The sequence below is a fragment of the Magnetospira thiophila genome, from assembly GCF_054657015.1.
Window position 1 is genome coordinate 80,232 of record NZ_BAAHXF010000001.1, and the last position, 25,964, is coordinate 106,195.

Sequence of the window (25,964 nt, forward strand, 5' to 3'; positions counted from 1 at the left end):
GCCGATCCTGGGGGTCGTTCTGCTTGGTCTGGGCATGCCGTCTAGGCCAATCGGGGGAACTTTAACAGAGAGACATAATGCGATGTCAGAGGGTTTAACCAAGACAGCCGCAAGAAACATTTTCTTCGGCGGCTCGCTGTTCTTTCTCGTCATTCTGGTCGCCCTGGTGGCGCAGAGCGTGTCCTATGTCAAGAACACCTCGACCGACGAAAAGACACTCACCGCAACCGTTGCCCACGGCAAGGCCGTGTGGGAACGCCACTCCTGCATCAACTGCCACTCCATTCTCGGGGAAGGGGCCTATTTCGCACCGGAGCTGGGCAATGTCTGGGTCCGTTACGGCGGAAAAGACGATGCCGAAGGTGCCCGGTCCGGCATCAAGGAATGGATCAAGTCCCAGCCCACGGGCATCGAGGGACGCCGTCAGATGCCGCAGTTCAATCTCACCGAAGCCGAATTGGATGCGCTGGTCGATTTCTTCCAGTGGGTCAGCACCATCAAGACCCAAGGCTGGCCACCCAACGAGGCCGGATGATCGGCGTGCAAGGAGTTCATGGTTATGAAATATGAAACACAAAAGCTGGCCTATCCCTACTTCCTCGCCGCCATGGGTCTGTTCGTGGCCCAGGTGCTGGGGGGATTGCTTGCCGGCACGGTCTACGTCTTCCCCAATCTCCTCTCGGAATTGGTGCCCTTCAACGTCATCCGCATGATCCATACCAATGCCCTGATCGTGTGGCTGCTGTTCGGCTTCTTTGGGGCCGCCTACTATCTGGTGCCCGAGGAAACGGAAACCGAAATTCACAGCCCGATGATCGCCAAGATCCAGTTCTGGCTGTTCCTGTTCGGCGCTGCGGCGGCGGTCGTCGGCTACCTGTTCGGCATTCACGAAGGCCGGGAGTTCCTCGAACAGCCCCTGTGGATCAAGGTGGCCATTGTCGTTGTCGCCTTGATGTTCCTCTATAACCTGTCGATGACCGTGCTCAAGGGCCGCAAGACGGCGGTATCCATGATCCTGTTGCTGGGTTTGTGGGGACTGGCGATTTTCTTCCTGTTTGCCTTCTACAATCCGGCCAATCTGGCCCTGGACAAGGTGTTCTGGTGGTGGGTCGTGCATCTGTGGGTGGAAGGGGTCTGGGAGCTGATCATGGCCTCCATCCTGTCCTACCTGCTGATCAAGATGACCGGCGTCGATCGCGAGATCATCGAAAAATGGCTCTATATCATCGTCGCCATGAGCCTGTTCACCGGCATCCTGGGCACCGGCCACCATTACTACTGGATCGGCACCCCGGGCTATTGGCAGTGGATCGGGTCCGTCTTCTCGACCCTTGAAGTGCTGCCGTTCTTCGCCATGGTCGTCTTTGCCTTCGTCATCGTTCGCAAGGGCGGTCGCGATCACCCCAACCAGGCGGCCATGTTGTGGACCCTGGGCTGCGCCACCCTGGCCTTCTTCGGGGCCGGTGTCTGGGGCTTCATGCATACCCTGGCGCCGATCAACTACTACACCCACGGCACCCAGATCACGGCGGCTCACGGTCATCTGGCCTTTTTCGGAGCCTACGTGATGCTCAACCTGGCCATGATCACCTATGCCATGCCCATGTTGCGCGGGATGCAGCCCTATAACCAGGTGCTCAACATGTGGAGCTTCTGGATCACCTCCAGCGGCATGGTGTTCATGACCTTTACCCTGACCGGGGCCGGCGTGTTGCAGACCCACCTGCAAAGGGTGATGGGCATCTCCTTCATGGAGGTGGCCGAACAGCTCCAACTGTTCTTCGTCCTGCGCCTGTTGTCCGGTGTGGTGGTGATCGTCGGGGTGCTGCTGTTTGTTTATGCCATCTTGACCTCGGACAAGGCCCAGGCTCGGGCCGGAGTCCGGACGCAAGCGGCGGAGTAACATTGCCAAAACAAAAACACGACCCCGTGAAAACTGTCTGATCTAAGACCCCCCGGGGTGGCTGGCCCGTTCTTTCCCCAAGGAACACTCATCCCCCAGCCACCCCGGATTTTTTTCGACCGGAAGCACCATGACCCAGAATACCCAAGACATTCCGTTTTATCTTCCCGTGGGCAACGAATGCGATCTGTTCGAACAGGCTCACCGCAACAATCTGCCCCTTTTGCTCAAAGGCCCGACCGGCTGCGGCAAGACCCGTTTCGTCGCCCATATGGCGGCCCGTCTGGGATTGCCCCTGCATACGGTGTCCTGCCATGACGACCTGACCGCTGCCGATTTGACCGGACGCTATCTGCTCAAGGGCGGCGAGACCACCTGGGTCGACGGCCCGCTGACCCACGCGGTGCGCGCCGGGGGCATCTGTTATCTGGACGAGGTGGTGGAGGCGCGCAAGGATGTGACCGTGGTGCTGCACCCGCTGACCGACGACCGTCGCATTCTGCCTTTGGAGCGCACCGGCGAGACCCTGGAAGCGCCCGACAACTTCATGCTGGTGGTGTCCTACAACCCCGGCTATCAAAACATCCTCAAGAGCCTCAAGCCGAGCACCCGGCAGCGGTTCATCGGAGCGCACTTCGATTATCCGAAGCCTGACCTGGAAGTGAGCATCGTCGCCCGGGAATCCGGTCTGTCTGCCGAAAAATGCGCCCCCTTGATCAATCTGGCGGTGCGCATCCGGGGCATGAAGGATCAGGACCTGGAAGAAGGGGCCTCGACCCGGCTGCTGGTTTATTGCGCCACTCTCATCCGCTCTGGCATGACCCCTCTGGACGCCGCACGGGCCAGCCTGATCGAACCACTGTCCGACGACGAGGATGTGAAGGCAGGACTGGACGAAGTGGTCCGGGCCACCTTCGGGGACTGACATGGATTGGCGTCGTCTTTTCGAACCGGAAGAATGGGTCGGGCGCCATTGGCACGGGCTGGTTGGCGGCCAGAGCAGCTATGCCCATTTTCCCGAAGCGGCGGTCACCCTGGAAAGCGTCCGTACGCTGGTCAGCGTCTTCTTTCATGGCATCGGCGGCGATCCGGGCCTGCAATTGGCCGCCGCCGTGGCGCGCGACAAAAAGCACCGTCTGGGCTTCGTGATGAAACTGGGCATGGATGCCGAAAGAATGGCGACGGCGCAGCGGGACGACCAGTCGCTGGTCCTGCCGCCCCGCCTCGACCTGTTTCCGGACAAGGCCCTGAACCGCCGCCTGTATCTGTGGCTGGCCGCCTATCTGGCTTATGCGGGTACCGTGCAACGGATTCCCGAGGATCCCTTGCAGGCCGACCTGTTGGCCTTGCGCCGCGCTCGGCAGACTGCGGAACGGGCGCTGGCCGCCCTACCCGGTCTGGTCCCGCTGCACGCCCAGTTGGGTCAGGCCCTGCGCGCCCATCGCCCCACTCGCTCCCTGCCGCCTCAGGAAGCCCTGATTGAGGCATGTGTGCGTCATCTGCTCGGCGGGAGCGCCGATCCCAAGGCCGCCCCGATGCTGGCGTTTATTTTTAACCAGTCAGACCATTTGGCATCGTTAAAGGCCCCGGTGGGCTATCGTCCGTTCCTGCCGGTGCCTTTGTGGGGTGAGGTGGTGCGCGGGGGCTTGGGGCCAGCCGCCGGGGATCTGGATGAAGACCCCGCCGACGGAGAGAACGCCGAGGATGCCCGCGACGGCCGCAAGTTCAGCGCCTCGCGGCAGGATAACGATCAGGCCGAGCGGGACGATCCGCTGATTCTTGACCGATTTGAAAAAATCCTCTCCATGGCCGAAATGGTCAATGTCAACCGACCAGACGACGATGAAGGCGACAAGGACCCCTTGCGCGCCGCCGAGGACCTGGAAGAGATCGCCCTGTCGCGCAACAGCAAGAAAACCGCCTCCAAGATCAAGCTGGATCTGGATCTGCCGCCGGGCGCGGTAGATGCCGGGCGCCTGGAAGGGGTCAAAACCTTTCCGGAATGGGACTATCGCAAAAAAGCCTATCACCCGGACCATTGCCGGGTGCTGACCGGCGAGGCCGACACGGAGGGCGAGGATTGGACCCCCGATGACCGCGCCCGACAGCAGATCCGCAAGGTACGCCGCCAGTTCGAGGCCCTGCGTCCGAAGCGGGAACGGGTGCCGCGGGAAATGGACGGTCGTGACCTGGATGTGGATGCGCTGATCCGCTCGCGCTGCGATCTGGCCGCCACCGGCGAAGGCAGCGACCGCATTTTCGTGCAATTTCGCAACGAGAGCCGCGATCTGGCGGCCCTGATCCTGGTTGATGTGTCCCTGTCCACCGATTCCTGGATGGAGGGACGGCGGGTGCTCGACGTGGAAAAAGAGGCGTTAACAACTCTGACCCATGGCTTGGCCGCTTCCGGCGACGATCACGCCATCTATACCTTCACCTCGCGCAAACGCGCCTATGTGCGTCTGGATCGGGTGAAGGATTTCGAAGAACCGGTCTCACCGATCGTTGATCGACGCATTGCCGCCCTCAAGCCGGGCTACTATACCCGCATCGGTCCGGCCCTGCGCTTCGCCGCCGAGACGCTCAACACGCGCCCCAACCGCCATCGCCTGCTGCTGTTGATCAGCGACGGCAAACCCAACGACCTGGACCACTACGAGGGCCGCTACGGCATCGAAGACACCCGCATGGCCATCCGCGAGGCCCGCCAACAGGGATTGGCGGTGTTCGGCGTCACCGTGGATACCGAGGCGCGGGACTACTTCCCCTATCTGTTCGGGCGCGGCGGCTGCGCCATCGTCTCCCATATGGACCGACTGACCACCGCCCTGCCCGCCATTTTCCGCCATTTGGTGGCCTGATATGGATGCCCGCCCGATGACCTCTGCCCCTCCTCCGGCTCCCGTCGCCGACAGCGGCTGGGGTCCGTTGTCCAGCCTGCCCGGCAATCCGCTGATGTGGATATTGATCTGGAGTGAGCTGCTGGTGTTCGGGGCCGCCCTGCTCGGCTTTGCCGGAGCCCGGTTGCTCGACCCACAGACCTTTGCCGAGTCTCAGGCCCATCTGGATCGGCTGGCCGGGGCGGTCAATACCATGATCCTGCTGACCAGCGGACTTTGTGCCGCGCTGGCGGTGCGGGTCCGCTCGGAAGGGCGCAATCGGGCGTCGCGCCGGTGGATGATCGCCGCCATGGGCATCGGTGTTTTTTTCCTGGTGGTCAAAATCATTGAATACCGAGCCAAACTTGCCCAGGGACTGGACATCGAGACCAACACCTTCTTCACCCTCTATTACCTGATCACCGGCTTTCATGCCCTGCATGTGGTGCTGGGGCTGATCATCCTGGCCGTGGTGATCTGGAAAAACAGTCTGGAGAACCTGGAAACGGGGGCTGCCTTCTGGCACATGGTCGATCTGATTTGGGTGTTGATTTTTCCCGTTATCTACCTCATGAGATGATTCTTATGTATAGCACCCTGCCCTCACCCAAATTGCTGTGGACCGCCTGGACGGTGTTGATGGCCCTGACCCTCGGCACCATGGGCGCCGGCCGGGTAACCGGTGCCGATTCCCTGGCGGCGTCGGGCGTCACCGCCTTGCTGCTGCTGGCCGGGCTGAAGGTGGGGATCATTCTGTGGTTCTACCTGAATCTGCGGCACAGCGGACGGGGATGGCAAAAGGGCTTTGCCGTCTTCCTGAGCCTGCTGATCGGGTCGATCATCGGACTCTCCCTGCTGACCCCGGGAGTTCCGGCATGAATGAATTGAACGGAGCCAGTGGCATTGCCCTGCTGTTCTGCGGCTTGCTGATCATGGGCATGGCCTTTTTCATGCATCGCGGTGGGGCTTTGGCTTTGCGCGGCCTGCTGCTGGTGTGCGGCGTCACTGGGGCTATTGTCGCCTTTCTCTATCTCACGCTCAACTGACAAGGAAATATGACCAATGATCGTTCTCCCCTGGACCGAAGACTTCAAGGTTGGCGTTGATTTCATGGATGAGGACCACCAGGAGGCGGTGGATTTGATCAACCGCATGGCCGAGACCTCTGGATCGGAACGCCGGGAATTGATGGCGAAATTCCTCGACCATTGCACGGCCCATTTCGCCCGCGAGGAGGAGATGATGCGCCAGATCGGTTTCTTCGCCTATCCCATGCACCAAGGTGAACACGAGCGGGTTTTGGCGGAATTGCGGGTGGTCCTGTCGCGACTGGACTCCGGGGAGGAAGACCAACTCTCCGCCTATTTCACCACGGCCCTGCCCAACTGGCTGATCGACCACCGCAACACCATGGACATGATCACGGCGACATTTTCCCTGCAATTCAAGGCGTCCCAGTAATAAATTTTCTACATATACAAAAGATTTAGTGCAACAATACTGGACTTTTCAGGCCCCTTGATCATGAAGGGATGGGTTCGGTGATTCTGCCGTTCAGGGTCGTGCGAGTTGCGATTCTTTTTTTTCTGTTGGTGTTGTGGATCGGAATGGCCGGTTCCGTGGCGGCGCAGGAACGGGGGCTCTCCGTCCGGGTCGGGGTTTACAATAATTTCCCCCAGGTCTTTCTCGACGACGACGGCACGCCGCACGGCATCTATGTGGATTTACTGAGCGAAATCGCCACGCTCGAAGGCTGGACCCTGCACTTCGTCCCCGGCACTTTCGCCGAGGGGCTGGAGCGGGTGCGCAGCGGTAACATCGACATCATGACCAGCATCGCCGCCACCCCGGAGCGGGATCAGGTGATTGATTTCTCCAAGGAAACCATTGTTTCCGTGTGGGCGCAACTGTACGTCCAACCGAACTTCGAGCCACAGAATGTCTTTGACATGGCCGACAGGAAGGTCGCCGTCATGCGCGACGGCCTTCTCGGCATCCGTTTCGGGCAACTGTGCCAGGATTTCGAGGTCCCCTGTGTCCTCGTCCCCGTCGAATCCTATGACCATGCCTTGCAGGCCGTCGATGACGGTGTGGCCGACGCGGCGGTGGTCAACAGCTTGCTCGGGTTTTCCAGGGAAGACCGCTACAAGGCCCGGCGCAGTTCCATTGTGTTCAGTCCATTCCGTCTTCAGGTGGCCTTGCCCGAGGGCCAGAATGCCGCACTGGGCGCCGCCATCGACCGCCATCTGGCCGACTGGCGCAAAGACAAGAACAGCTTCTATTACAAGACCTTGGATCGTTGGCTGGGAATTCGTCAGGAACCCACGGTTTTGCGGCCAATGTGGGTCTGGTGGCTGGTCGGTGGGATCAGTTTTGCCCTGCTGCTGGTGTTTGCCTGGACACGGCTGTTGAGCCGACAGGTCGCCCTGCGCACCGCAGCCTATCAGGAGTCCCAGGCGCGCTATCAGGAACTGGTCGAACATATGACCAGCGGTGTCGTCGTCTACCAGGCGGTGGACGATGGACAGGACTTTGTTTTCAAGGCGGTCAACCGGGGGGCCGAAACAATCGAATCGGTGGATCGGACCAGCCTGATCGGGAAGCGGTTGAGCGAAACTTTTCCCGGTGTCGAGGCCTTCGGACTGCTGGAGATCCTGCGTCGGGTCTGGCGCAGCGGTGAACCGGCCTACATGCCCGCCACATTGTATCAGGACGGCGAAAAGCAGAGTTGGCGTGAAAACCGACTGTTCAAAATTCCCACCGGGGAGGTGGTGGCCCTGTTCGACGACGTGACCCGACGGGTCGCGGCCGAGGCGCAATTGCGCCGCTCCCATGACGAGTTGGAACGGCGCGTCCGGGAGCGCACGGAGAGCCTCCAGGCCAGCGAGGAACGTTTCCGCTCTCTGGTCGAAAACACCCATATCGTCGCCTGGGCGTTGGACTTGCAGTCGTCGCGCTTCACCTATATGTCCCCCCATGCGGAGGCCCTGTTCGGCTATCCCCTGAGCGAATGGTGCGATATGGACTTCTGGGCCAGCCATATTCATCCGGAGGACCGGGAACAGGCCCTCAATACCTGTTCGGTCGAAACCGCCGCCGGACGGAATCATACCTTTGAATATCGCATGATCAAGGCCGACGGACAGGTCATCTGGCTGCAAGACATCGTGAATGTCGGCAAGGACCCGAGTGGAACGGCGACCGAGCTCAACGGATTCATGGTCGACATCACCAGGCGCAAGGAATTCGAGGAAAAACTGGCCTCATCCAACGCGGAGTTGGAGAAATTCGCCTACGTGGCTTCCCATGACCTGCGCGAACCCCTGCGCATGGTCACCTCCTATTGTCAGCTTCTGAGCAAACAGTATCAGGACAAGCTGGATGACACGGCCAAAGAATATATCGCCTTTGCAGTGGATGGGGCGACCCGCATGGATCGCCTGATCCAGGATCTGCTGCACTATTCCCGGGTCAACACCCAACGGGAAGCCTTCCGCGAGACGCCCCTGGGTGATTTGCTAAACCAGGCCCTGGCCTATCTGCGCCCGCGCATGGAGTCCCTGGAAGCCAAGGTAATTGCCGGGCCGCTGCCGACCCTCGCCGTAGACCAGAATCAAATGATACGGTTGTTCCAAAACTTGATCGCCAATGCCTTGACCTATCACCGCAAGGACGTCCCGCCGAAAATCATCATCTCCGCGCTCCGGCACGGGGACTTTTGGCAGTTCACCATCGAGGATAACGGGTTGGGCATCGAGACCGTTCATTTGGAGCGTATTTTCGTCATATTCCAGCGGCTGCATACCCACGACAAATACGAAGGAACCGGGATCGGCCTGGCAGTCTGCCGCAAGATCGTGCAGCTGCACGGGGGAAAGCTCTGGGCCGACTCCGTTCCCGGAGAGGGCTCCCGCTTTCATTTCACCCTGCCGGTCACATCTCCGTCCAGGGTTGCCGAGGACGGGCCACCCGACGGAGCACGCCCCTGAAATCAGACCCATGGAGCAGGCTGTCCATCCCGGGGCCGAGGCTCAATTACCCGGGAGTGGCGCTGTCGTCTTCGGGATGCGCCCCTGCCCTGCCCTGTCCGACCAGCGGCAACTCGATCCAAAAGGTGCTGCCTTGGCCCGGCGTGCTGTCAAAACCAATGCGACCGTCCATTTCCTTAACCAGCTTCTTGGTCAGGAACAGACCGATTCCGGTGCCTTCGATGGGCGCGCCTCCGGTCTCCAGCCGACCGAACGGCTGAAACAGCGCCTTGTGTTTGTCCGCCGCGATGCCCAACCCGGTATCGGTCACGCTGAACCGCAGATAGTCGCCGCCCCTGATTCGGGCCTCGACCCTGACCTTGCCGTCGGGACGATTATATTTGATGGCGTTGGACAAGAGATTGAGCAGCGCCTGCTTCGCCCGCAGACGATCGGCCCAGATGGTCGGCACGTCGGCCCCGACCCTGTTCTCCAGGGTGATGTTCTGTTTCTCCGCCATGGCATGGACAACTGCGAGACAGTCATCGAGCAGGCTCGCGGTATCCACCACGTCCGGCGAAAAGCTTATTTTCCCGGCTTCGATCTTGGCCAGATCCAGAATTTCGTCGATCAGGGCGAGCAGATGTTCACCGCTTTCAATGATCCGCTGGACATGGGTGTCCTGACGCTCAGTCAAGGGCTGCCGCTTGCTCTGTCTGAGCAGTTGGGCGAACCCCAATACCGCATTCAAGGGGGTGCGCAGTTCGTGGCTCATGGAGGACAGAAAATCCGACTTGGCGGCATTGGCGCGGTCCGCGTTTTCCTTGGCCTGATGTAGGCGCCGCTGAGATTCCAGGCGGTCGGAAATGTCGTGCATGATGCCAATGAATTTGGTGTCGCCGAAAACGGTCATGGTCGAGATATTCAACTCGATGGGAATCTCAGAGCCATCCCGTCGCCGTCCGTACAAATCCCGGGCGGCATTGATGATTCGAGGCGCGTACAAGGTTGAATTCTTGATATAGATCTCGTGTTGGGCACGTTCCTTCTCGGGGAGAAGACAATTGACACTCTGGCCGATCACCTCCTCGGCCGCATACCCGAACATTTTTTCCGCCGCCGGATTGAAGGATTCGATGATCCCCTCTTTGTCGATGGTGATGATTCCCTCGGCGATGTTCTCGATGACCGCCTGCTTGTTGACTTCGCTGACATGCAGTTCGTTGGTGCGCGCCCTGACCGTTTCCCGAATCAACTGCGTCTGACGCTGCGAAACGAAGGCGATGTAGGAAAGCAGCATCGCGAGCAGCGTGCCGAGAACAAGCACGATCAAGGATTGATATTGCGGATTGTTTTCGAAAAAACCCGCACTGGGTCGCATCATGATGCGCCATTGTCGGCCACTGATCCCCAGTGGCGACTTGAAACTGATTCCGGATTTCGCAATCAGCGCGCCATAGTCGAGGGGCGCCGTTTCCGGATTCAGCCGCGAGGGGTGGAAATAGATGAACTCCTCCCCCGGGGCGGCCTCCAGATCGACGATATAAATGTGCGTCCCCCGGGGTTTCAATCGCCGGACGGCCGCTTCCAGGGCCAGACCGATATCGAATTCCAGCAAGACGAATCCGCCATGATTCAACCGCCGTTGGCGGATGGTCAGCGGGGCAGCCGAGCCGCCATAGACCGGTTGAATGAAAATGACATTGCCTTTCCATTTCGCCTGCCCTGCGTCCCCCCGATGCGGCAGAGGGACCCCGGTCAGCGGGACGACCTCGTTTTCATCGCGGGCCTGTTCCAGCAGCGGCAGAATCTCAGTATTGCCGCCCAGGTCATAGCCCAGAATTTCGGGACTGATATCGGTGGATTGCATGTACAGGACAGGAAAGTATGCGTCCCGCATCGGGGCCGGGACAAACTTGGAATCCCCATCCGACGCCTTGAGGTCGTGGATCGGACGGCGGCTCATTTCATCGAGAAATCTCTCGTCCTCAAAGGCCTGCCGCTGCCCATCGGCAACCCGGGGCACCCACAGGAGGGATGTTATTTCATCCGTATCTTCGACCGTGCCTCGCGTAAAATTCCGAAATTCATTGGGTTCAAGGGTTTGCGAGTTTTCGATGAACCGCGCAGTCGAATCGATCTGAATCAGAATGTCCCGGATACGACTTTCCAGAAGCTGCGTGTAGATCTGCGCATTATGGTCGAACGTATCCCTGAGAACCCGCTGTTCCCCATTGCGGGTAAAAACGAAGGCCACCAGCACGATCATCAGACAGATGGCGAACACGACGAGCCCGCTGGCGATCGGCGAAATCAGACCGCCCGTCGTCGCTGACCGATCTTGGTGAGTCGTTTGCGAATAGTCCAATCCTATGGAACCAATCTCCCGAGGGTTTGATCAAAAATCGCCTGGTAGGTGCCGTCTTGCTTCATCTTCGCCAGAGCCTGGGCCAGGGGTTCTATTGTTGCACGGTGTTTTTTATGCATATAGACAAACATTTCCGTCTCGACCAAAGGCTGCGGATTGGTGGTCAAGGTAATGCCGAATTGGCGGGCCCGCCAGAGCCCCTGCCACCGCTCGTACAGAATGTAATCCACCTGCCCGGAAATCAGAAGGTCGAACAAATGCTGTGGATTGCGGGCCAACGTGGTGGTCTTGTGATCCTTGAGGTTATTCTGAAAGACCTGCCAGCCCTTGATGTAGGCGATGTTGAGACCGTCCAGGTCGGCCCAGTTCTGCGCCGTGACAGGCTTGTTCAAACCGTAAATGACGAACTGATTGTCCATCAGTTTTTCCGGCACCCGCACCAGATTGGGATAGGTCTCTTCCAGGCCCTTGATCCGCAGGGCGGCGCCATCGTCGATTCCGAGATTGGCGTTTTCCAATGCCTTGGCGGATTTCTGATAGACTGAAACGGTGGCCTCCTTGCCCATGCGCAGGAAGGCTTGCTGGATCAGCCGATCAATGAATCCATTTTGCTCACCGGTGGTGAACGGGTCGCGGATTCCGGTGTTCAATATCAACGTCTCGGACGCGCTCACGGGCGTGACAGGATAGATGGCGAGCATCAACAACAAGCCAAATTTCGCAAGTCTCAACATGGGGCTCCTCCGGCAAAAACACTCATTTTTTCTTGTCCGTTCATTCTGTACGGGACTTTTATTGCTGACCCCTTAATTTATGCATGGCGGTCCGGACGGTCCCTGGTCCCCCTCAACTTTTCAATCGGAAACTTGGCATGCCCCCCCTTCATCGTCTACACCCATATGGTTGGGGATTTAGTTCCCCCCCAGGCCAAGGAGAATTTTGATGATCCCGCGTTATTCCCGTCCCGAGATGACCGCCATTTGGGAGGCGGCCAACAAGTTCCGCATCTGGTTCGAGATCGAGGCCCATGCCTGCGACGCCCAGGCGGAACTGGGGGTCATTCCGAAGGCCGCCGCCGTCGCGGTGTGGGAGAAAGGCAATATTCCCTATACCCCGGAGCGCATCGCCCGGATTGATGCCATCGAGATGGAAACCAAACATGACGTGATCGCCTTTCTGACCGAATTGGCGGAACATGTGGGCGAGGAAGCCCGTTTCGTGCATCAGGGCATGACCTCCTCCGATGTGCTCGACACCTGCTTTGCGGTGCAACTGAGCCAAGCCACGGACATTTTGCTGGCCGACCTCGACCGGGTGCTGGCGGCGCTCAAGAAGCGCGCCATGGAAACCAAGATGATGGTCTGTATGGGACGCTCGCACGGCATCCATGCCGAGCCGACCACCATGGGCCTGAAGTTCGCCCGCTTCTATGCCGAGTTCGCCCGCAACAAGGAACGGCTGCAATGGGCCCGCGAGGAAGTGGCCACCTGCGCCATTTCCGGGGCCGTCGGCACTTTTGCCAACATTGATCCGAAAGTGGAATTCCATGTGGCGAGCATGCTCGACCTACAGGAGGAACCCATCTCCACTCAGGTCATCCCGCGCGATCGTCATGCTATGTACTTTGCCACGCTGGGCGTCATCGCCAGTTCCATGGAAAATCTGGCGACCGAGGTCCGCCACCTCCAACGCACCGAGGTGCGCGAGGCACAGGAGTATTTCGCGCCAGGTCAGAAGGGCTCCTCGGCCATGCCCCACAAGCGCAATCCGATCCTCACCGAAAACCTGACCGGACTGGCCCGCATCGTCCGTTCGGCGGTGGTTCCGGCGCTGGAGAACGTCACCCTGTGGCACGAGCGCGATATTTCCCATTCCTCGGTGGAGCGCATGATCGCCCCGGATTCCACCATCACCCTGGACTTCGCCCTTAACCGCTTGGTCGGGCTGGTGGAAAAGCTGGTGCTCTATCCGGAAAACATGCTCGACCACCTGAACGCCTTTGGCGGCATTCACGATGCCCAACGGGTACTGCTGTTCCTGACCCAGAACGACGTGTCGCGGGAAGACGCCTACAAGATCGTCCAGCGCAACGCCATGCGGGTCTGGAAAAGCTTCGGCATCGACCCGGACAATCCGAGTCAGGAAGCCGAGTTGGATGCCCTCGACCGGGAAGCCGCAGAACATGACAACCGGCTGTTCTTCTTCCTGTCCAAGGACGAAGATCTGGCCCGGCTGCTCGATGTCTCGCAGTTGAACAGCCTGCTCGAAGAGGACTCCCTGGCCTATCACACCAAGCGGGTGGATACGATTTTCCGCCGCATCTTCGGCGAGAGTTAATCCCCGATCCAGCGGACGAAAGCCTCGCGATCGCGCGGCGGTCCGTCCGTTGGCCAGGAACGGCCCTTTTCCTGAAGCCGCAGGGCCATGTCGAGCAAAGTCGGCGGCTGCATCCCGACCCCGGCCAGCAATTCCCGGTCGGACAGGATCTCCGTCGCCGCCCCCTGGGCCAGCACCTGCCCATCCTGAAATAGTGCCACCTGCTCGGCCCAGGCATAAGCATGATCCACGTCGTGGGTGGCGAAAACCAGGCTGGTGCCCTGCTGTTCCAAGGCCGCCAGCGCCTGCATCAGCAGGGCCGTGCCCCGTGAATCCAGCCCGGCAGTGGGTTCGTCGAGAATCAGCACCTCCGGCTGCATGACCACCACACCGGCGATGGCGACGCGCTTTTTCTGACCGAAACTCAACATGTGGGTCGCCCGGTCGGCCAGGTCCTCGATATGCAGGGCGGCCAGTGCCGCCGCCACCCGGTCATGGGTTTGCCCTTCGTCCAGACCCTGATTGCGCGGGCCGAACGATACATCCTCGGCCACGGTGGCGGCGAACAGCATGTCGTCCGGGTCCTGAAACACCACCCCCACCCGCTGCCGCCATTGGCGCAAAGCGGTGCGACCATAGCCCGGACAGGTGCCCTCCAACATCACTTCCCCGGCAGTCGGCTTCAGGGTCCCGTTCAGATGCAGCATCAATGTTGTTTTGCCCGAGCCGTTGGGCCCCAGAATGGCCAGACGCCGCCGCCGCTCGACGCGCAGATCGAGACCCCGCAAGGCCGTGATGCCCCCGGGGTAACTGAAATGCAGATCACGCGCTTCCAGTAGCAGGGTTGTCACCTCAGCCCCCACCACAGTACCGGCCCGATAAGTGCGGGCAGGGCAATACCAACGGCACAGGCCCACAAATGAGTCTGCGAGAGGGGGCGCCGGGTGGCCAGCATGTGGAATTCCCCCTCGAAGCCCCGACTCGCCATGCCCTGCTCCAAACGCCGCGCCCGCTCAAGGGTACGCAGAAACAGTCCGCCGCCCAACTGCCCGGCGGAGCGCAGGGCCAAACGGGGCCGGTCATAGCCGCCACGGCTCAGTTGCGCCTGATAGCCGGTGACCAGAGTGCCCACCAACAGGAATATGAAACGATAGATCAAGAATGCCAATTCAACAATGATCGGCGGCACCCGCAGGCGCAGCAGCAACGGCAGGAGATCGGTCACCGGGGTGGTCAGCACCAAAAACCCCAGACAAGCGACCGCCCCCAGCGCCCGCACCAGCAAGACCCCACCCTGGCGCAAGCCTTCGGGAGAAAAAGTCAGGGCGAAACTTGGCTCCAGGCGCAGCCCGACGGCCAGCAATGGCGCACTGAACAACAGAAATCCACTGGGCAGGGCGAGCACCGCCAGATAGACCTTCAACGGAATCCCCGCCCCCTTGACCACACTCCAGGTGAGCAGGATCAGTACCAGCGGCACGGTGGTCAGCGGCGGGGCCAGCAATACGGTGAGCAGCAGTCCCAAGGCGAGAAACAGTTTTTCTCCGGCATGCCATGTGGCCCAGCGGTTGCTATGCGCCCAAGTGTCGATGGCCCACATGTCAGACGGGTTCGGAGTCGCGCGGGTCTTCGGTCTCGGGGACGGGGGATTGCTTACCCTTGCGCAGGCCGATGTAATAACCAAGCAGTCCGGCCCCCAAGGCTGCCTGCAAGGTAAACAACAGACTTTCCACTTCCCCCGACGGCGGCGACCACAGGCAGTCGAACCAAGGTTCATAGGCCGGATGACCGGCGGCGATCATCTCCACCGCCTGACCATCGGTGCCGGTGAAGGCCCCATCGCCCGGCAGTAGCAACGGCAAGGCAGCCATAGCCAATATCAACACAATCAGGATGATGTTCTGACGTTTCATCTTCAGGCCCTCCGCCGGGCAAAGGACAGCAGATTCAAATCCGCCGCCCCATAGGCCCGCATCATGTTGAACACCAGTAAGGTGAACAGACCCTCGGTGATCGCCAGGGGCACCTGGGTCACGGCGAATATGCTCATGAATTTCAAGGCGGCACCGAACACCCCGGTGGTCGGATCGGGGAAGGCGGCCGCCAATTGCAGGGAGGTCGCCATATAGGTCCCTAAATCCGCCAGCACCACAGCAAAAAACAGACATAACGCCAACGGCGCATTCAGCTTCAGCAGCCCCCGATAGATCGCCCAGGCGATCCATGGACCGGCCACAGCCATGGAAAATACATTGGCCCCCAGGGTGGTGAGCCCGCCATGGGCCAGCAACAGAGCCTGAAACAGCAACACGATAGTGCCGATCAGCGGCATCACCGCCGGCCCGAACAATACGGTGCCGAGACCGATTCCGGTGGGATGGGAAGTGCTGCCGGTGACCGAGGGCAGTTTCAGCGCCGAAAGCACGAAGGCGAAGGCTCCGGTGGCGGCAAACAGCAGTTTCAATTCTGGCTTTTCACGCAGCAGTCGAGTCGTACGTTTGACGCTATAAACCACAAAGGGCGCGGAAACCGCCGTCCAGGCCAGGGCATGTTCGACCGGCAAATAACCTTCAGCGATATGCATCTTGGACATTTCTCCGCTGCGATGAGGGACGCCCCTTTGTAACGCCTGCCGGTGAAATCGGACAAGCAGCTTCTGACAACAGGTGCCATATGCTGCCGGTTGGTCTAAACTCCTCCGCACGCAGCCAATGACGAGGGACCCCATGAGCTATCATTTCACCACCACCCTTTCCACCGACATGGACAGCGCCGTCCTGCACGTCACCGAGGCCCTGAAACAAAAAGGTTTCGGCGTGCTGACCACCATTGATGTGGGGGCGACTCTGAAGAAAAAACTCGACGTGGATTTTCGACCCTATGTGATTCTGGGGGCCTGCAACCCCAATTTTGCCCATCAGGCCCTGCAAGCGGAAGACAAGATCGGCGTCATGCTGCCGTGCAATGTCATTCTGCAACAATCAGCCCCCGGCACCATCGAGGTCTCGGCGGTGGACCCCATTGCCTCCATGCAGGCCATCGAAAACGAGAGCCTCGGCGGCATTGCCACCCAGGTGCGGGATTTGCTCAAGTCGGTCATCGACGACCTTTGATCCCGGCTCTATCCAGGATCCCGGCATGGACTCGGCCTCTCCCCCACCGCCTCGCCTGCAATTGATCGGTGTCAGCAAACGCTTTCCCGGTTGTCTGGCCAACGATGATATCCACCTGACCCTGGCGGCCGGGGAGATCCATGCCCTGTTGGGGGAGAACGGGGCTGGAAAAAGCACCCTGGTGAAGTATGTCTATGGGGTCCAGCAGGCGGATTCAGGTCGCATGCTTTGGGCAGGTCGCGAGGTGCATCTGCAATCGCCACAGGATGCCCGGGCGCTGGGAATCGGCATGGTATTCCAGCATTTTTCCTTATTCGAGGCGATGACCGTGCGCGAAAACATTGCCCTCGCCCTGCCCGCCGCCGAAGCCGGCACGGGATCGGGGTTGAGCAACCGCATCCGCGAGGTGTCGCGGACCTACGGCCTGCCCCTGGACCCGGACCGCCACGTCTACAGCCTCTCCGCTGGGGAGCGGCAACGCATCGAGATCGTCCGCTGTTTGCTGCAATCTCCGAAGCTGTTGATCATGGACGAGCCCACATCGGTACTCACCCCCCAGGAGGCCGAGCAGTTGTTCAAGACCCTGCGCCGTCTCTCCTCGGAAGGAGTGTCGATTCTATATATCTCCCATCGGCTCAATGAAATCCGCGACCTCTGTCACCGCGCCACCATCCTGCGCCAGGGCCGGGTGGTGGATCATTGCGACCCACGCCAAGAAACCCCGCACTCGCTGGCCGAAAAGATGATGGGGGAACAGGCCGCCGTGGCTCGCGACCGGGCGGCGGTGCAACTGACATCGGAACGCCTGCGCCTGACCTGCGCCTATTTGGAACCGGAAGAACCGCATGGGACTCCGTTGCGCGATGTGCGGCTGTCGGTGCGTGGCGGCGAGATCCTCGGCATCGCCGGAATCGCGGGCAACGGTCAGGCCGAATTGATGGCGGCGATCAGCGGTGAATGCAGACTTCCCAACGCCCGTGACCTGCGGATTGACGGCACGGCAGCCGGACACATGGGGCCGCGCCATCGTCGGCGGTTGGGCCTGTATTACGTCCCCGAGGAACGCCTCGGCCATGGCACGGTGCCCGATATGGCGCTGTGGGAAAATGCCTTACTCAGTGCACGCGGGAGCGGTCTGGTGGCCCGTAGCGGCTTCATCGGTCGCCGCCCGGCCAAATCCTTTGCCGAATCGGTGATCGCGCGGTTCCGGGTCAAGACATCCGGCGTCGGCCATGCGGCGACCAGCCTGTCGGGTGGCAATTTGCAGAAATTCATCATCGGTCGGGAAATTCACCAGACCCCCAATGTGTTGGTAGCCATGCAACCGACCTGGGGCGTCGATGCCGGGTCGGCCCGGGCCATCCGCGAGGCGTTGCTCGATCTGGCCGCCGGGGGAGCCGCCGTGGTGGTGGTCACCCAGGATCTGGACGAGTTGCTGGAAATCAGTTCCCGGGTGGCGGTGATGTGCGAAGGGCGGCTGATTGACGCCGGTCCCACCGACACGGTGAGCATCGACCATGTGGGGCTGTTGATGGGTGGCATGCATCAATTGCCCGAAATCCCGGAGGCGGTGGCCCTATGATCACCCTGGAAGCCCGCCCGGAACTGTCGCGCACCTGGGTTTATTTGAGCCCCGTTCTGGCGGTGGTGCTGACCATGATCAGCGGGGCGCTGCTGTTCGCATTCATGGGGCATGCCCCACTGGCCGCCCTGGCCGCCTATTTCATCGAGCCCCTGTCGAGCCTCTACGGGCTCGCCGAACTGGCGGTCAAGGCGACTCCACTCGTGCTCTGCGCGGTCGGTTTGGCGATGGGATTCCGGGCCGGGGTGTGGAACATCGGGGCAGAGGGGCAACTCACCCTGGGCGCGCTGGGCGGCGGCGGATTGGCATTGCTGTTTTACGATGTTCAGGGAGTCTGGCTGCTGCCGTTGATGGCCCTGGCAGCGATGGCGGCGGGCATGGCCTGGGCGGCTCTGAGCGCCGTGCTGCGCACTCGGTTTAACACCAACGAGATCCTGACCAGCCTGATGCTCGTCTATGTGGCCCTGGAACTGCTGAAATTCTTGGTCCATGGGCCGTGGCGCGACCCGGACGGCATGAACTTTCCCGAGTCCCGGCTGTTCCATGACTCGGCCCTGCTGCCCCTTCTGCTCGATGGCACGCGGCTTCATCTGGGTTCGCTGATCGCCCTGTTGGCGGTGGCCGTGGCCTGGCTGCTGTTCGGGCGCCATATGATCGGGTTTCAGATCCGGGTCATCGGTCAGGCCCCGCGCGCCGCCCGTTTCGCCGGATTCAGCGAAAAGAACAGCGTCTGGTTCGCCATGCTGTTGACCGGTGCGCTGGCCGGGCTGGCCGGATTGTTCGAGGTGGCCGGACCGATGGGGCAACTGATGCCCAGCATCTCGCCGGGCTACGGCTTCACCGCCATCATCGTCGCCTTTTTAGGGCGGCTGCATCCGGTGGGGGTACTGCTGGCCGGTCTACTGATGGCGCTGACCTACCTGGGCGGCGAAAATGCGCAGATCGTGCTCAACATGCCCAACGCGATAACCGGGGTGTTCCAGGGCCTGTTGCTGTTCTATCTGCTGGCCTGTGATTTGTTAGTGCGCTACCGCCCCCGCTGGCGACGCGCCGGAGCGGCCTCATGAGCGGCGAGCACGCCCTGTTCATCTCGGCCCTGCTGACCGTGGTCACCGCAGCGACACCGCTGGTGCTGGCCGCCACCGGCGAACTGCTGACCGAAAAGGCGGGGGTGCTCAACCTGGGGGTCGAGGGCATGATGGTGGTCGGCGCGGTGCTCGCCTTCATGACCGGCATCAGCACCGACAACAGCCTGCTCGCCACCCTGGCCGGAGCCGCCGGGGGAGCAGGCATGGCCCTGCTGTTCGCCCTGTTGACCTTGACCCTGATGGCCAATCAGGTGGCGACCGGGCTCGCCCTGACCCTGTTCGGGCTCGGCTTGAGCGCCCTGCTCGGCCATGGTTTCGTCGGTGAGAGTTTCCACGGTCTGGAGAAAATCCATCTCCCTGGACTGAGCGACATTCCCATCCTCGGTCCGCTGCTGTTCGGCCTCGATCCGCTGGTTTATCTGTCGGTGGTCCTGGTGGCCGGGGTCTGGTGGTTTCTGGAAAAGACCCGCGGCGGGATGATTTTGCGCGCCGTCGGCGAAAATCACGAGGCAGCGCATCTGATCGGCTATCGGGTGATCGCCATCCGCTACGCCGCAGTGGTTTTCGGCGGCGCCTTGTCAGGGCTCGGCGGGGCATATCTCTCGCTGGTCTATACGCCCCTGTGGGTCGAGAATATGACCGCCGGACGGGGCTGGATCGCCCTGGCTCTGGTGGTGTTCGCTTCCTGGCGACCCTGGCGGGTGATTCTCGGGGCCTATCTGTTCGGCGGCATCACCATCATACAATTGCATGTGCAAGGCGCGGGCATCGCCATCGCCCCGCAGTTCTTGACCATGCTGCCCTATCTGGCGACCATCCTGGTGCTGGTCGTCATTTCGTCGCGGGCGGGCCGCAACCGCCTCAGTGCCCCGGCCTGTCTCGGCCGGCAATTCCATGCGTCCGGTTAACGGACATATTTTCAGAGAGTAAGGAGTTCTCACCCATGAAATCCCTGCGCAAGATTTTGACGGCGGCAGCCGTCGTCACCGCCTTCGGCCTGGGCACGGCACAAGCCGCCGACCCCTTGAAGGTCGGTTTCGTCTACGTCGGTCCCATCGGCGACCACGGCTGGAGCTATCAGCATGATCAGGGCCGTCTGGCCGTCGAAAAAGCCTTTGGCGACAAGGTCGAGACCACCTACGTGGAAAAGGTGCCCGAGGGGGCCGACGCCGAACGGGTGATCAACCAATTGGCCCAATCCGGCCACGGCCTGATCTTCACCACTTCCTTCGGCTTCATGAATCCGACTCTGAAAGTGGCCAAGCGCTTCCCCCATGTGAAGTTTGAACATGCCACCGGTTTCAAGCGCGCCGACAATGTCGCCACCTATTCCTCGCGTTTCTACGAGGGGCGCTACGTGGTCGGCCATATCGCCGGCAAGATGACCAAGACCAATGTACTGGGTTACGTGGCCTCGGTGCCGATCCCGGAGGTGGTGCGCGGCATCAACGCCACCTTGCTGGGGGCGCGAAAGGTCAATCCCGATGTCACCATCAAGGTCATCTGGGTCAATTCCTGGTTCGATCCGGGTAAGGAAGCCGACGCCGCACGCGCCCTGATTGACCAGGGGGCGGACGTGATTTTGCAACATACGGACTCTCCGGCTCCGGTGCAGGTGGCCGCCGAGCGGGGTGTCTGGGCGGTCGGTCAGGCCTCCGACATGACTCATTTCGGCGAGAAGGCGCATCTGACCGCCATTGTCGATAATTGGGCCCCCTACTACATCCAACAGACCCAGGCCGTGCTCGACGGCACCTGGACATCCACCGATACCTGGGGCGGCCTGAACAGCGGCATGGTGCGGTTGACCGACTTCAATCCGGCCATTCCCGCCGACGTGGTGGCCCTGGCCGAAGAGATCCGCAGGGGCATCGAAGACGGGACGGTCAAACCCTTTGCCGGCCCCATCAAGGGCCAGGATGGACAGATCATGGTCAAGGACGGGGAGTCCCCGGACGATAAGGCTTTGGCCGGTATGAAATATTTCGTCGAAGGCGTACAGGGGAACCTGCCCCAGTAGTCGGCTTTTCGAAGCTGGATAAAGAAATCTCCTGCCCTTTTTCGGCAGGAGATTTCTCCGTCCCCACCCACAAATCAGGTCCGCTCAGTTGCCGTCGATATGTCCACGCAGCCAGGCACAGAGCTCGAACGCCATTTCGCGGCGTTCGCCACTTTCAGAAATTTGCAATTCTCCCAGTTTGGCCGCCACCTCGTCGAGAATTTGTCGATAGCGCCCGGCCATGTGACTTTCAATCATCAACTGGGCAGTCAGGTGGCGCACTTCGTCCGCCAATTGGTCGTGGGGTACCGCAAGGGAGGAATCGTGCAACGGCTTACTGAGGTTATCGCGGATCGAATCAACCCGTTCGACCATCAACGAACTGGCCAGTCCCAGGGACGGCGCAATGCATTTGACTTTCTCCAGGTCCACATGCCCTTCGAAGGTCGGTATCCCCGCCGCCAACAGACGCTTGTTGAAATCCGTCCGATTGACGCCCAACATCCGGGCGGCCTTGGAAACGGCGATGTGTTTACCCATGATCCCGGCCTTTGCAGTGATTGATTTTCATTCACAGAACATATTGAGATGTCCTATTAAATTTACAAGATAATTATGCATTAAATTAGAAACTTAATATATGCACGAAAGTTAAACTTCATGCCGCTTGGCCAATTGCACGAAACCATCACCTATTTGGACATGTCCGCGCCCACCGCCCCGCGACCGCTGCCGGAAAAGCCCACGGGATGGGATCTCTCACGTATTGAACGCCCGGCCCTGGCCTTCTATCGCGGCCTGCAAAGGCGCATCGGGGAGCCCTGGCTGTGGCGGGAGCGGTTGCTGCTGTCCGATGCCGATCTGAAGGCCCTGCTGCATGTCCCCGAGACCGAGCTGCGCGTGCTGCGCCTGGGGGATGAACTGGCGGGCATGCTGGAACTGGACTGGCGGGTCCCCGGTCATGTGGAGATTGCTTTTCTGGGACTGGTGCCCGAACGGATCGGGCAGGGTCTGGGTCATCACATGATGGCCGAGGCCCTGGCGCGCGCCTGGAGCGACCCGCGCACCAAGCGGGTCTGGCTGCATACCTGCAGCTACGACCATCCCAAGGCGCTGGACTTCTACCGCGCCTGGGGGTTCACGCCCTATCTGCGAGAAGAAAACGATTTCGACGATCCGCGTCTGAGCGGGCTGCTGCCGCTCACGGCGGCCCCAGGGGTGCCGCTGGCCAGATCGCGCTAGGCGCTCGGCAGACCTCCATCATGACGGCCATCCACATAGCCGGTATGATAAATCTCGAGCAGGGTGAGAAGACCCAGGACCACCGGCACCGCCAGGGCCATGAGAACCACCAACGCGACGAACAGGGTGAGAATGGAACCCATCTTGTACCTCCTTTCCTGAAGGAACGAGTACATCAGCTTATTCTAATATAAAATGGTGAAAAAATCAATGGAAAAACAATTTTCCTGTTTGATCCCCTCCAAGGAGGAACGATAAAATAAAGGCCTATCCCTTATTCTGAATCGGCCAAAGGATAACAAAATATTCATGCCGATATGTGATAATATATACTTTATCGTACCTTGGCGACCCGCGAGAAACTTATCAACCCAGTGAGATGGAAAGCACGCCATGCCCCGCCTGTGGCATCATCTTTGGGAGGTCCCGGACGACTATCGCATCGTCACCGCCTTGTTTCTCAAAGGGCTGGCGCTCATTTACGCCATTGCGTTCGGGTCGCTGGCGGTGCAGATCGTCGGGTTGGCGGGCAGCGAGGGGATGTTTCCCATCGCCGAACAACTGGTCAATGCGGAAAATGCCCTGGGCGCGGCACGCTACCGGTTGGTGCCGTCGGTCTTCTGGCTCGATCATTCCGACACCGCGCTGCTCGCCGCCGCCTGGGGCGGGGTGGCGCTCAGCATTCCCCTGCTGTTCGGGCTGTGGCCGCGAAGCTGTCTGATCGTCCAGTTCGCGCTTTATCTGTCGCTGCAACAGGCGGGCACGATTTTCCTGCATTTCCAGTGGAATTACCTCATTCTCGAAGCGGGATTTCTGGCCATTTTCCTGGCCCATGGCGGCTCGCGACTGGTCATCTGGATGATGCGCTGGCTGCTGTTCCGGCTGCGTTTTTTATCGGGCATATCAAAAATCATCAGTGGCGATCCGTCCTGGATCGGCCTGACCGCCCTGAGCAGCTATTTCGAGACCCAGCCGCTGCCCCACATCGGGGCCTGGTATGCCCATCATTTGCCCCCGTGGCTGTTGCAGGCCGGCACCCTGGCCACCTTGATCATTGAGATCGCGGTGCCGTTTCTGTTCATCGCCCCGCGTCGCTGGCGCATGGTCGGGGCCGCTTTGACCATTCTCATGCAGGTGCTGATCATCGCCACCAGCAACCATAACTTCATCAACCTGCTGACCATACTGCTGTGCCTGTTTTTGTTCGATGACTCGGCGCTGCGCCGCCTGATCCCGTCCTGGACCGCGCCCCTGGGCCGGGCGATTGCCGGAAAGGGCCACCGGTTGATTTTCGGCCCCCTTGCCGCATTGATCCTGCTGGTCAGTGGCTTGCAGGCGGCGAGCATGATCACCGGCTGGCGCGCCCAGGGCTTGCTGGGGTCCCTGGTGGAGCAGGCCAATGCCCTGCGGTTGGGCAGTGTCTATCATGTGTTCCCGACCATGAACCGCGAACGTCTGGAAGTGGTCATCGAATGGTCCGGCGACGGCACGACTTGGCAGCCGCTGGCCTTCAACTACCGCCCCGGCGACCCGGCCCATCCGCCCGGCTTCGTCATGCCGCACCAGCCCCGGCTGGACTGGCTGATCTGGTTCCTGCCGCCGCAATCGCCGGTGTTCATGGTGGCCTACTGGCGATTTCTGGAAGCGCTTCTCGACGGCTCCCCCGCCGTGCTGAACCTGCTTCCCGAAGGCACCTTCGCCGAGGGACCGCCGCGATACCTGCGCGCCTCCTTGTGGCATTACCGCTTTACCACCGCCGAGGAGCGCGCCCGCACCGGAGACTGGTGGGTGATGGAGTGGCGCGCCCCCTTCCCGCCCTGGCCCTATCTCGAACATCCCGCCATCTAGAAAGTGAGTCCATGCCCCGATACATCGACATTACCCTGCCCATTCGTGCCGCCATGCCGGTCTGGCCCGGCGATCCGGCCCCGCAGATCACCCTGAGCAACAGCATCGTCGGGGGCCATTCGTGCAATGTCAGCCATTTTGCCGCAGGCGTGCATCTGGGCACGCATCTGGACGCCCCCCGCCACTTCATCGACGACGCTCCGGCAGTCGAAGCGCTGGACCTGCACACCCTGATCGGCCCGGTCTGGGTGGCCGATGTGGGCGAGGCGGATCGGGTCGATGTGGCCGAACTGGAGGCCATGGCCCTGCCCGCCGACTGCACCCGTTTGCTGATCCGCAGCCGCAACTCCGCCCTGTGGTCGCTCCCCGGCACCGACTTTCACCCGGACTACGTGGCACTCACCCCCGACGCCGCCCGCTGGCTGGTGGCGCGCGGCATGCGGCTGGTCGGCATCGACTACCTGTCCATCGAACGTTACAAGGAACCGGGCCATGTGACCCATCACGTGCTGCTCGGGGATGGAGTGATCGTGATCGAGGGGCTTGATCTGCGCCATGTGACCCCGGGGGCCTACAAGCTGATTTGCCTGCCCCTGAAACTGGTCGGTTCCGACGGGTCGTTCGTGCGGGCGGTGCTGGAGGCAGAGTAGGAACGCTCGCGCCTCAGCGTCCGTCGCCGATGGCGGCCATCACGGTTCCCAGGGCGTTTTCCACCGTTTCCTCGAACCCGCAGGTGCAGGTCCCGTAGGCATGTTCGCAGGAGTCCTTATGGGTGGCGTACTGGCTCAACTTGGCGACGCTTCCCAGCAGGTTGCGGCTGTGATGATTGATCGTTCGCTGCACGATGATCGCCAGATATTCCAGGTCGAACGGCTTGGGCAAGAAGTCGTTGGCCCCGCTGCGAAAGAACTGCACGGCGGTATTTTGATCGGCGTTTGCCGTCATGATGATCACCGGGTCCAGAATCCGCGCAGCCCGCAGTTCCCGCAACACGGACAGCCCGTCCAGATCCGGCATCTGGTAGTCGAGCAGAATGGCATCCGGCTCTTCGGCCCTGACTCGCTGCGCCAGCCCCACGCCGCTCTCCAGGAGAACCGTGTCGATCCCATAGCCGCTCAGGACGGATTTGACCAATTCCCGCACATGGGCGTCATCGTCAACAACCAGCACTTTTTTCAAAATCGGACTCCACGGTTCCCTTTGCCGGTCACGCCTCAATGACGTTGAAGTTGAACATGGGATACTGTTTGTCATGCTGCAATTATACCCTGACGAGATTTCTCAAATCAATCTCTCAAAGATGATGATCCTCATCCAGAGGCATGGGGTATTCATGTCCCAGTTCATTCATCGCCACGGCGAAAAAATGATCGAGCCGATGGGCCAGTTCCGCTTCGCTGGTGGTCAGTCCCCGGGCCATCAGATCTCCGGCCACCATGGCGATGACGTCCTGATCCCCCGGTTCCTTGAAATCCTCCTCGATGACCTTGCGCGCATAGTCATCGGCGTCGGACTCGTCGAGGCCGAGACGTTCCGCCACCCACAGGCCGAATTTGCGATTGCGGCGCGCCTGGGCCTTGAAACGGGTTTCCTCGTCCAGTTTGTACTTGGCCTCGAAGCTGCTTTCCCGCTCGTCGAAAATCTCGCTCATGGGACTC

The 25,964-nt window shown here is 60.7% G+C and carries 28 protein-coding genes; 18 read left to right on the forward strand and 10 right to left on the reverse strand.

Annotated elements, in window-relative coordinates; translation table 11 throughout:
• Window positions 1–82 precede the first annotated feature (82 nt).
• The 9 genes from ACYQ1P_RS00390 to ACYQ1P_RS00430 all read left to right on the forward strand — a co-directional run bounded on the left by ACYQ1P_RS00390 (window position 83) and on the right by ACYQ1P_RS00430 (window position 8,771).
• Window positions 83–535 carry a c-type cytochrome gene (locus tag ACYQ1P_RS00390; protein WP_460018401.1) on the forward strand — a complete coding sequence of 151 codons (453 nt, stop codon included), beginning with the start codon at window positions 83–85 and terminating at the stop codon, window positions 533–535.
• A gap of 24 nt (window positions 536–559) precedes the next feature.
• A complete protein-coding gene (locus ACYQ1P_RS00395) occupies window positions 560–1,903 on the forward strand; it encodes a cbb3-type cytochrome c oxidase subunit I (protein WP_460018402.1) in 1,344 nt (447 codons plus the stop codon).
• Between the two features lie 130 nt (window positions 1,904–2,033).
• The gene (locus ACYQ1P_RS00400) at window positions 2,034–2,828 is read left to right on the forward strand and encodes a CbbQ/NirQ/NorQ/GpvN family protein (RefSeq protein ID WP_460018403.1); all 795 of its coding nucleotides are present in this window, start codon (window positions 2,034–2,036) and stop codon (window positions 2,826–2,828) included.
• Between the two features lies 1 nt (window position 2,829).
• Window positions 2,830–4,764, forward strand: a complete 1,935-nt coding sequence (locus tag ACYQ1P_RS00405) for a nitric oxide reductase activation protein NorD (RefSeq protein WP_460018404.1) — start codon at window positions 2,830–2,832, stop codon at window positions 4,762–4,764.
• Between the two features lie 16 nt (window positions 4,765–4,780).
• Window positions 4,781–5,362 (forward strand): cytochrome c oxidase subunit 3 family protein, encoded by a 582-nt coding sequence (locus ACYQ1P_RS00410; RefSeq protein WP_460018405.1) that lies wholly within the window; start codon window positions 4,781–4,783, stop codon window positions 5,360–5,362.
• A 5-nt stretch (window positions 5,363–5,367) separates the two neighbouring features.
• The gene (locus ACYQ1P_RS00415; protein ID WP_460018406.1) at window positions 5,368–5,661 is read left to right on the forward strand and encodes a cytochrome C oxidase subunit IV family protein; all 294 of its coding nucleotides are present in this window, start codon (window positions 5,368–5,370) and stop codon (window positions 5,659–5,661) included.
• Window positions 5,658–5,828, forward strand: a complete 171-nt coding sequence (locus tag ACYQ1P_RS00420; RefSeq protein WP_460018407.1) for a hypothetical protein — start codon at window positions 5,658–5,660, stop codon at window positions 5,826–5,828. Before ACYQ1P_RS00415 ends, ACYQ1P_RS00420 begins: the two co-directional genes overlap by 4 nt.
• Before the next feature lie 16 nt (window positions 5,829–5,844).
• Window positions 5,845–6,243: a bacteriohemerythrin gene (locus ACYQ1P_RS00425; protein WP_460018408.1), complete on the forward strand. Its 399-nt coding sequence runs from the start codon at window positions 5,845–5,847 to the stop codon at window positions 6,241–6,243.
• Window positions 6,244–6,389: 146 nt separating this feature from the next.
• Window positions 6,390–8,771 carry an ATP-binding protein gene (locus ACYQ1P_RS00430; RefSeq protein ID WP_460018409.1) on the forward strand — a complete coding sequence of 794 codons (2,382 nt, stop codon included), beginning with the start codon at window positions 6,390–6,392 and terminating at the stop codon, window positions 8,769–8,771.
• 46 nt (window positions 8,772–8,817) lie between these two features.
• Here ACYQ1P_RS00430 and ACYQ1P_RS00435 read toward each other — a convergent pair whose 3' ends face one another.
• A complete protein-coding gene (locus ACYQ1P_RS00435; protein ID WP_460018410.1) occupies window positions 8,818–11,037 on the reverse strand; it encodes an ATP-binding protein in 2,220 nt (739 codons plus the stop codon).
• 83 nt (window positions 11,038–11,120) lie between these two features.
• Window positions 11,121–11,852: a substrate-binding periplasmic protein gene (locus tag ACYQ1P_RS00440; RefSeq protein WP_460018411.1), complete on the reverse strand. Its 732-nt coding sequence runs from the start codon at window positions 11,850–11,852 to the stop codon at window positions 11,121–11,123.
• A gap of 208 nt (window positions 11,853–12,060) precedes the next feature.
• On the opposite strand from ACYQ1P_RS00440, the gene purB reads away from it, so the two are divergent.
• The gene (gene purB, locus ACYQ1P_RS00445) at window positions 12,061–13,455 is read left to right on the forward strand and encodes an adenylosuccinate lyase (protein ID WP_460018412.1); all 1,395 of its coding nucleotides are present in this window, start codon (window positions 12,061–12,063) and stop codon (window positions 13,453–13,455) included.
• Here purB and ACYQ1P_RS00450 read toward each other — a convergent pair.
• The 4 genes from ACYQ1P_RS00450 to ACYQ1P_RS00465 are packed head-to-tail and all read right to left on the reverse strand — an operon-like array spanning window position 13,452 to window position 16,018.
• Entirely contained in the window at window positions 13,452–14,285 is an 834-nt protein-coding gene (locus ACYQ1P_RS00450) for an energy-coupling factor ABC transporter ATP-binding protein (RefSeq protein ID WP_460018413.1), read from the reverse strand. The genes purB and ACYQ1P_RS00450 overlap by 4 nt on opposite strands.
• A complete protein-coding gene (gene cbiQ, locus ACYQ1P_RS00455; protein ID WP_460018414.1) occupies window positions 14,282–15,034 on the reverse strand; it encodes a cobalt ECF transporter T component CbiQ in 753 nt (250 codons plus the stop codon). The genes ACYQ1P_RS00450 and cbiQ overlap by 4 nt, the downstream gene beginning before the upstream one ends.
• A gap of 1 nt (window position 15,035) precedes the next feature.
• A complete protein-coding gene (locus ACYQ1P_RS00460; protein WP_460018415.1) occupies window positions 15,036–15,347 on the reverse strand; it encodes an energy-coupling factor ABC transporter substrate-binding protein in 312 nt (103 codons plus the stop codon).
• Window positions 15,348–15,349: 2 nt separating this feature from the next.
• Window positions 15,350–16,018, reverse strand: a complete 669-nt coding sequence (locus ACYQ1P_RS00465) for an energy-coupling factor ABC transporter permease (RefSeq protein ID WP_460018416.1) — start codon at window positions 16,016–16,018, stop codon at window positions 15,350–15,352.
• 142 nt (window positions 16,019–16,160) lie between these two features.
• Between ACYQ1P_RS00465 and ACYQ1P_RS00470 the strand changes: the two genes are divergently transcribed.
• The 5 genes from ACYQ1P_RS00470 to ACYQ1P_RS00490 are packed head-to-tail and all read left to right on the forward strand — an operon-like array spanning window position 16,161 to window position 21,237.
• Window positions 16,161–16,547, forward strand: a complete 387-nt coding sequence (locus ACYQ1P_RS00470; protein WP_460018417.1) for a DUF302 domain-containing protein — start codon at window positions 16,161–16,163, stop codon at window positions 16,545–16,547.
• Window positions 16,548–16,572: 25 nt separating this feature from the next.
• Entirely contained in the window at window positions 16,573–18,129 is a 1,557-nt protein-coding gene (locus ACYQ1P_RS00475) for an ABC transporter ATP-binding protein (protein WP_460018418.1), read from the forward strand.
• On the forward strand, window positions 18,126–19,196 hold the full coding sequence (locus ACYQ1P_RS00480) for an ABC transporter permease (RefSeq protein WP_460018419.1): 1,071 nt from the start codon (window positions 18,126–18,128) through the stop codon (window positions 19,194–19,196). The genes ACYQ1P_RS00475 and ACYQ1P_RS00480 overlap by 4 nt, the downstream gene beginning before the upstream one ends.
• Window positions 19,193–20,125, forward strand: coding sequence for an ABC transporter permease (locus tag ACYQ1P_RS00485; protein WP_460018420.1), 933 nt, complete (start codon window positions 19,193–19,195; stop codon window positions 20,123–20,125). The genes ACYQ1P_RS00480 and ACYQ1P_RS00485 overlap by 4 nt, the downstream gene beginning before the upstream one ends.
• 35 nt (window positions 20,126–20,160) lie before the next feature.
• Window positions 20,161–21,237 carry a BMP family ABC transporter substrate-binding protein gene (locus ACYQ1P_RS00490; RefSeq protein ID WP_460018421.1) on the forward strand — a complete coding sequence of 359 codons (1,077 nt, stop codon included), beginning with the start codon at window positions 20,161–20,163 and terminating at the stop codon, window positions 21,235–21,237.
• Window positions 21,238–21,321: 84 nt separating this feature from the next.
• Here ACYQ1P_RS00490 and ACYQ1P_RS00495 read toward each other — a convergent pair whose 3' ends face one another.
• The gene (locus ACYQ1P_RS00495; RefSeq protein ID WP_460018422.1) at window positions 21,322–21,756 is read right to left on the reverse strand and encodes a hypothetical protein; all 435 of its coding nucleotides are present in this window, start codon (window positions 21,754–21,756) and stop codon (window positions 21,322–21,324) included.
• A gap of 120 nt (window positions 21,757–21,876) precedes the next feature.
• On the opposite strand from ACYQ1P_RS00495, the gene ACYQ1P_RS00500 reads away from it, so the two are divergent.
• On the forward strand, window positions 21,877–22,458 hold the full coding sequence (locus tag ACYQ1P_RS00500; protein ID WP_460018423.1) for a GNAT family N-acetyltransferase: 582 nt from the start codon (window positions 21,877–21,879) through the stop codon (window positions 22,456–22,458).
• On the opposite strand, the gene ACYQ1P_RS00505 is transcribed toward ACYQ1P_RS00500, so the two are convergent.
• The gene (locus tag ACYQ1P_RS00505; protein WP_460018424.1) at window positions 22,455–22,601 is read right to left on the reverse strand and encodes a hypothetical protein; all 147 of its coding nucleotides are present in this window, start codon (window positions 22,599–22,601) and stop codon (window positions 22,455–22,457) included. The genes ACYQ1P_RS00500 and ACYQ1P_RS00505 overlap by 4 nt on opposite strands.
• A 250-nt stretch (window positions 22,602–22,851) precedes the next feature.
• On the opposite strand from ACYQ1P_RS00505, the gene ACYQ1P_RS00510 reads away from it, so the two are divergent.
• A complete protein-coding gene (locus ACYQ1P_RS00510; protein ID WP_460018425.1) occupies window positions 22,852–24,306 on the forward strand; it encodes a lipase maturation factor family protein in 1,455 nt (484 codons plus the stop codon).
• Window positions 24,307–24,317: 11 nt separating this feature from the next.
• On the forward strand, window positions 24,318–24,956 hold the full coding sequence (locus tag ACYQ1P_RS00515; RefSeq protein WP_460018426.1) for a cyclase family protein: 639 nt from the start codon (window positions 24,318–24,320) through the stop codon (window positions 24,954–24,956).
• A gap of 13 nt (window positions 24,957–24,969) precedes the next feature.
• Here the strand turns inward: ACYQ1P_RS00515 and ACYQ1P_RS00520 are convergent, their stop codons facing one another.
• Both ACYQ1P_RS00520 and ACYQ1P_RS00525 read right to left on the reverse strand, forming a co-directional pair.
• Window positions 24,970–25,476, reverse strand: coding sequence for a response regulator (locus ACYQ1P_RS00520; RefSeq protein ID WP_460020110.1), 507 nt, complete (start codon window positions 25,474–25,476; stop codon window positions 24,970–24,972).
• A gap of 124 nt (window positions 25,477–25,600) precedes the next feature.
• Complete coding sequence (locus tag ACYQ1P_RS00525; RefSeq protein WP_460018427.1) at window positions 25,601–25,957, reverse strand: DUF1476 domain-containing protein; 357 nt, start codon at window positions 25,955–25,957, stop codon at window positions 25,601–25,603.
• Between the last annotated feature and the right edge of the window lie 7 nt (window positions 25,958–25,964).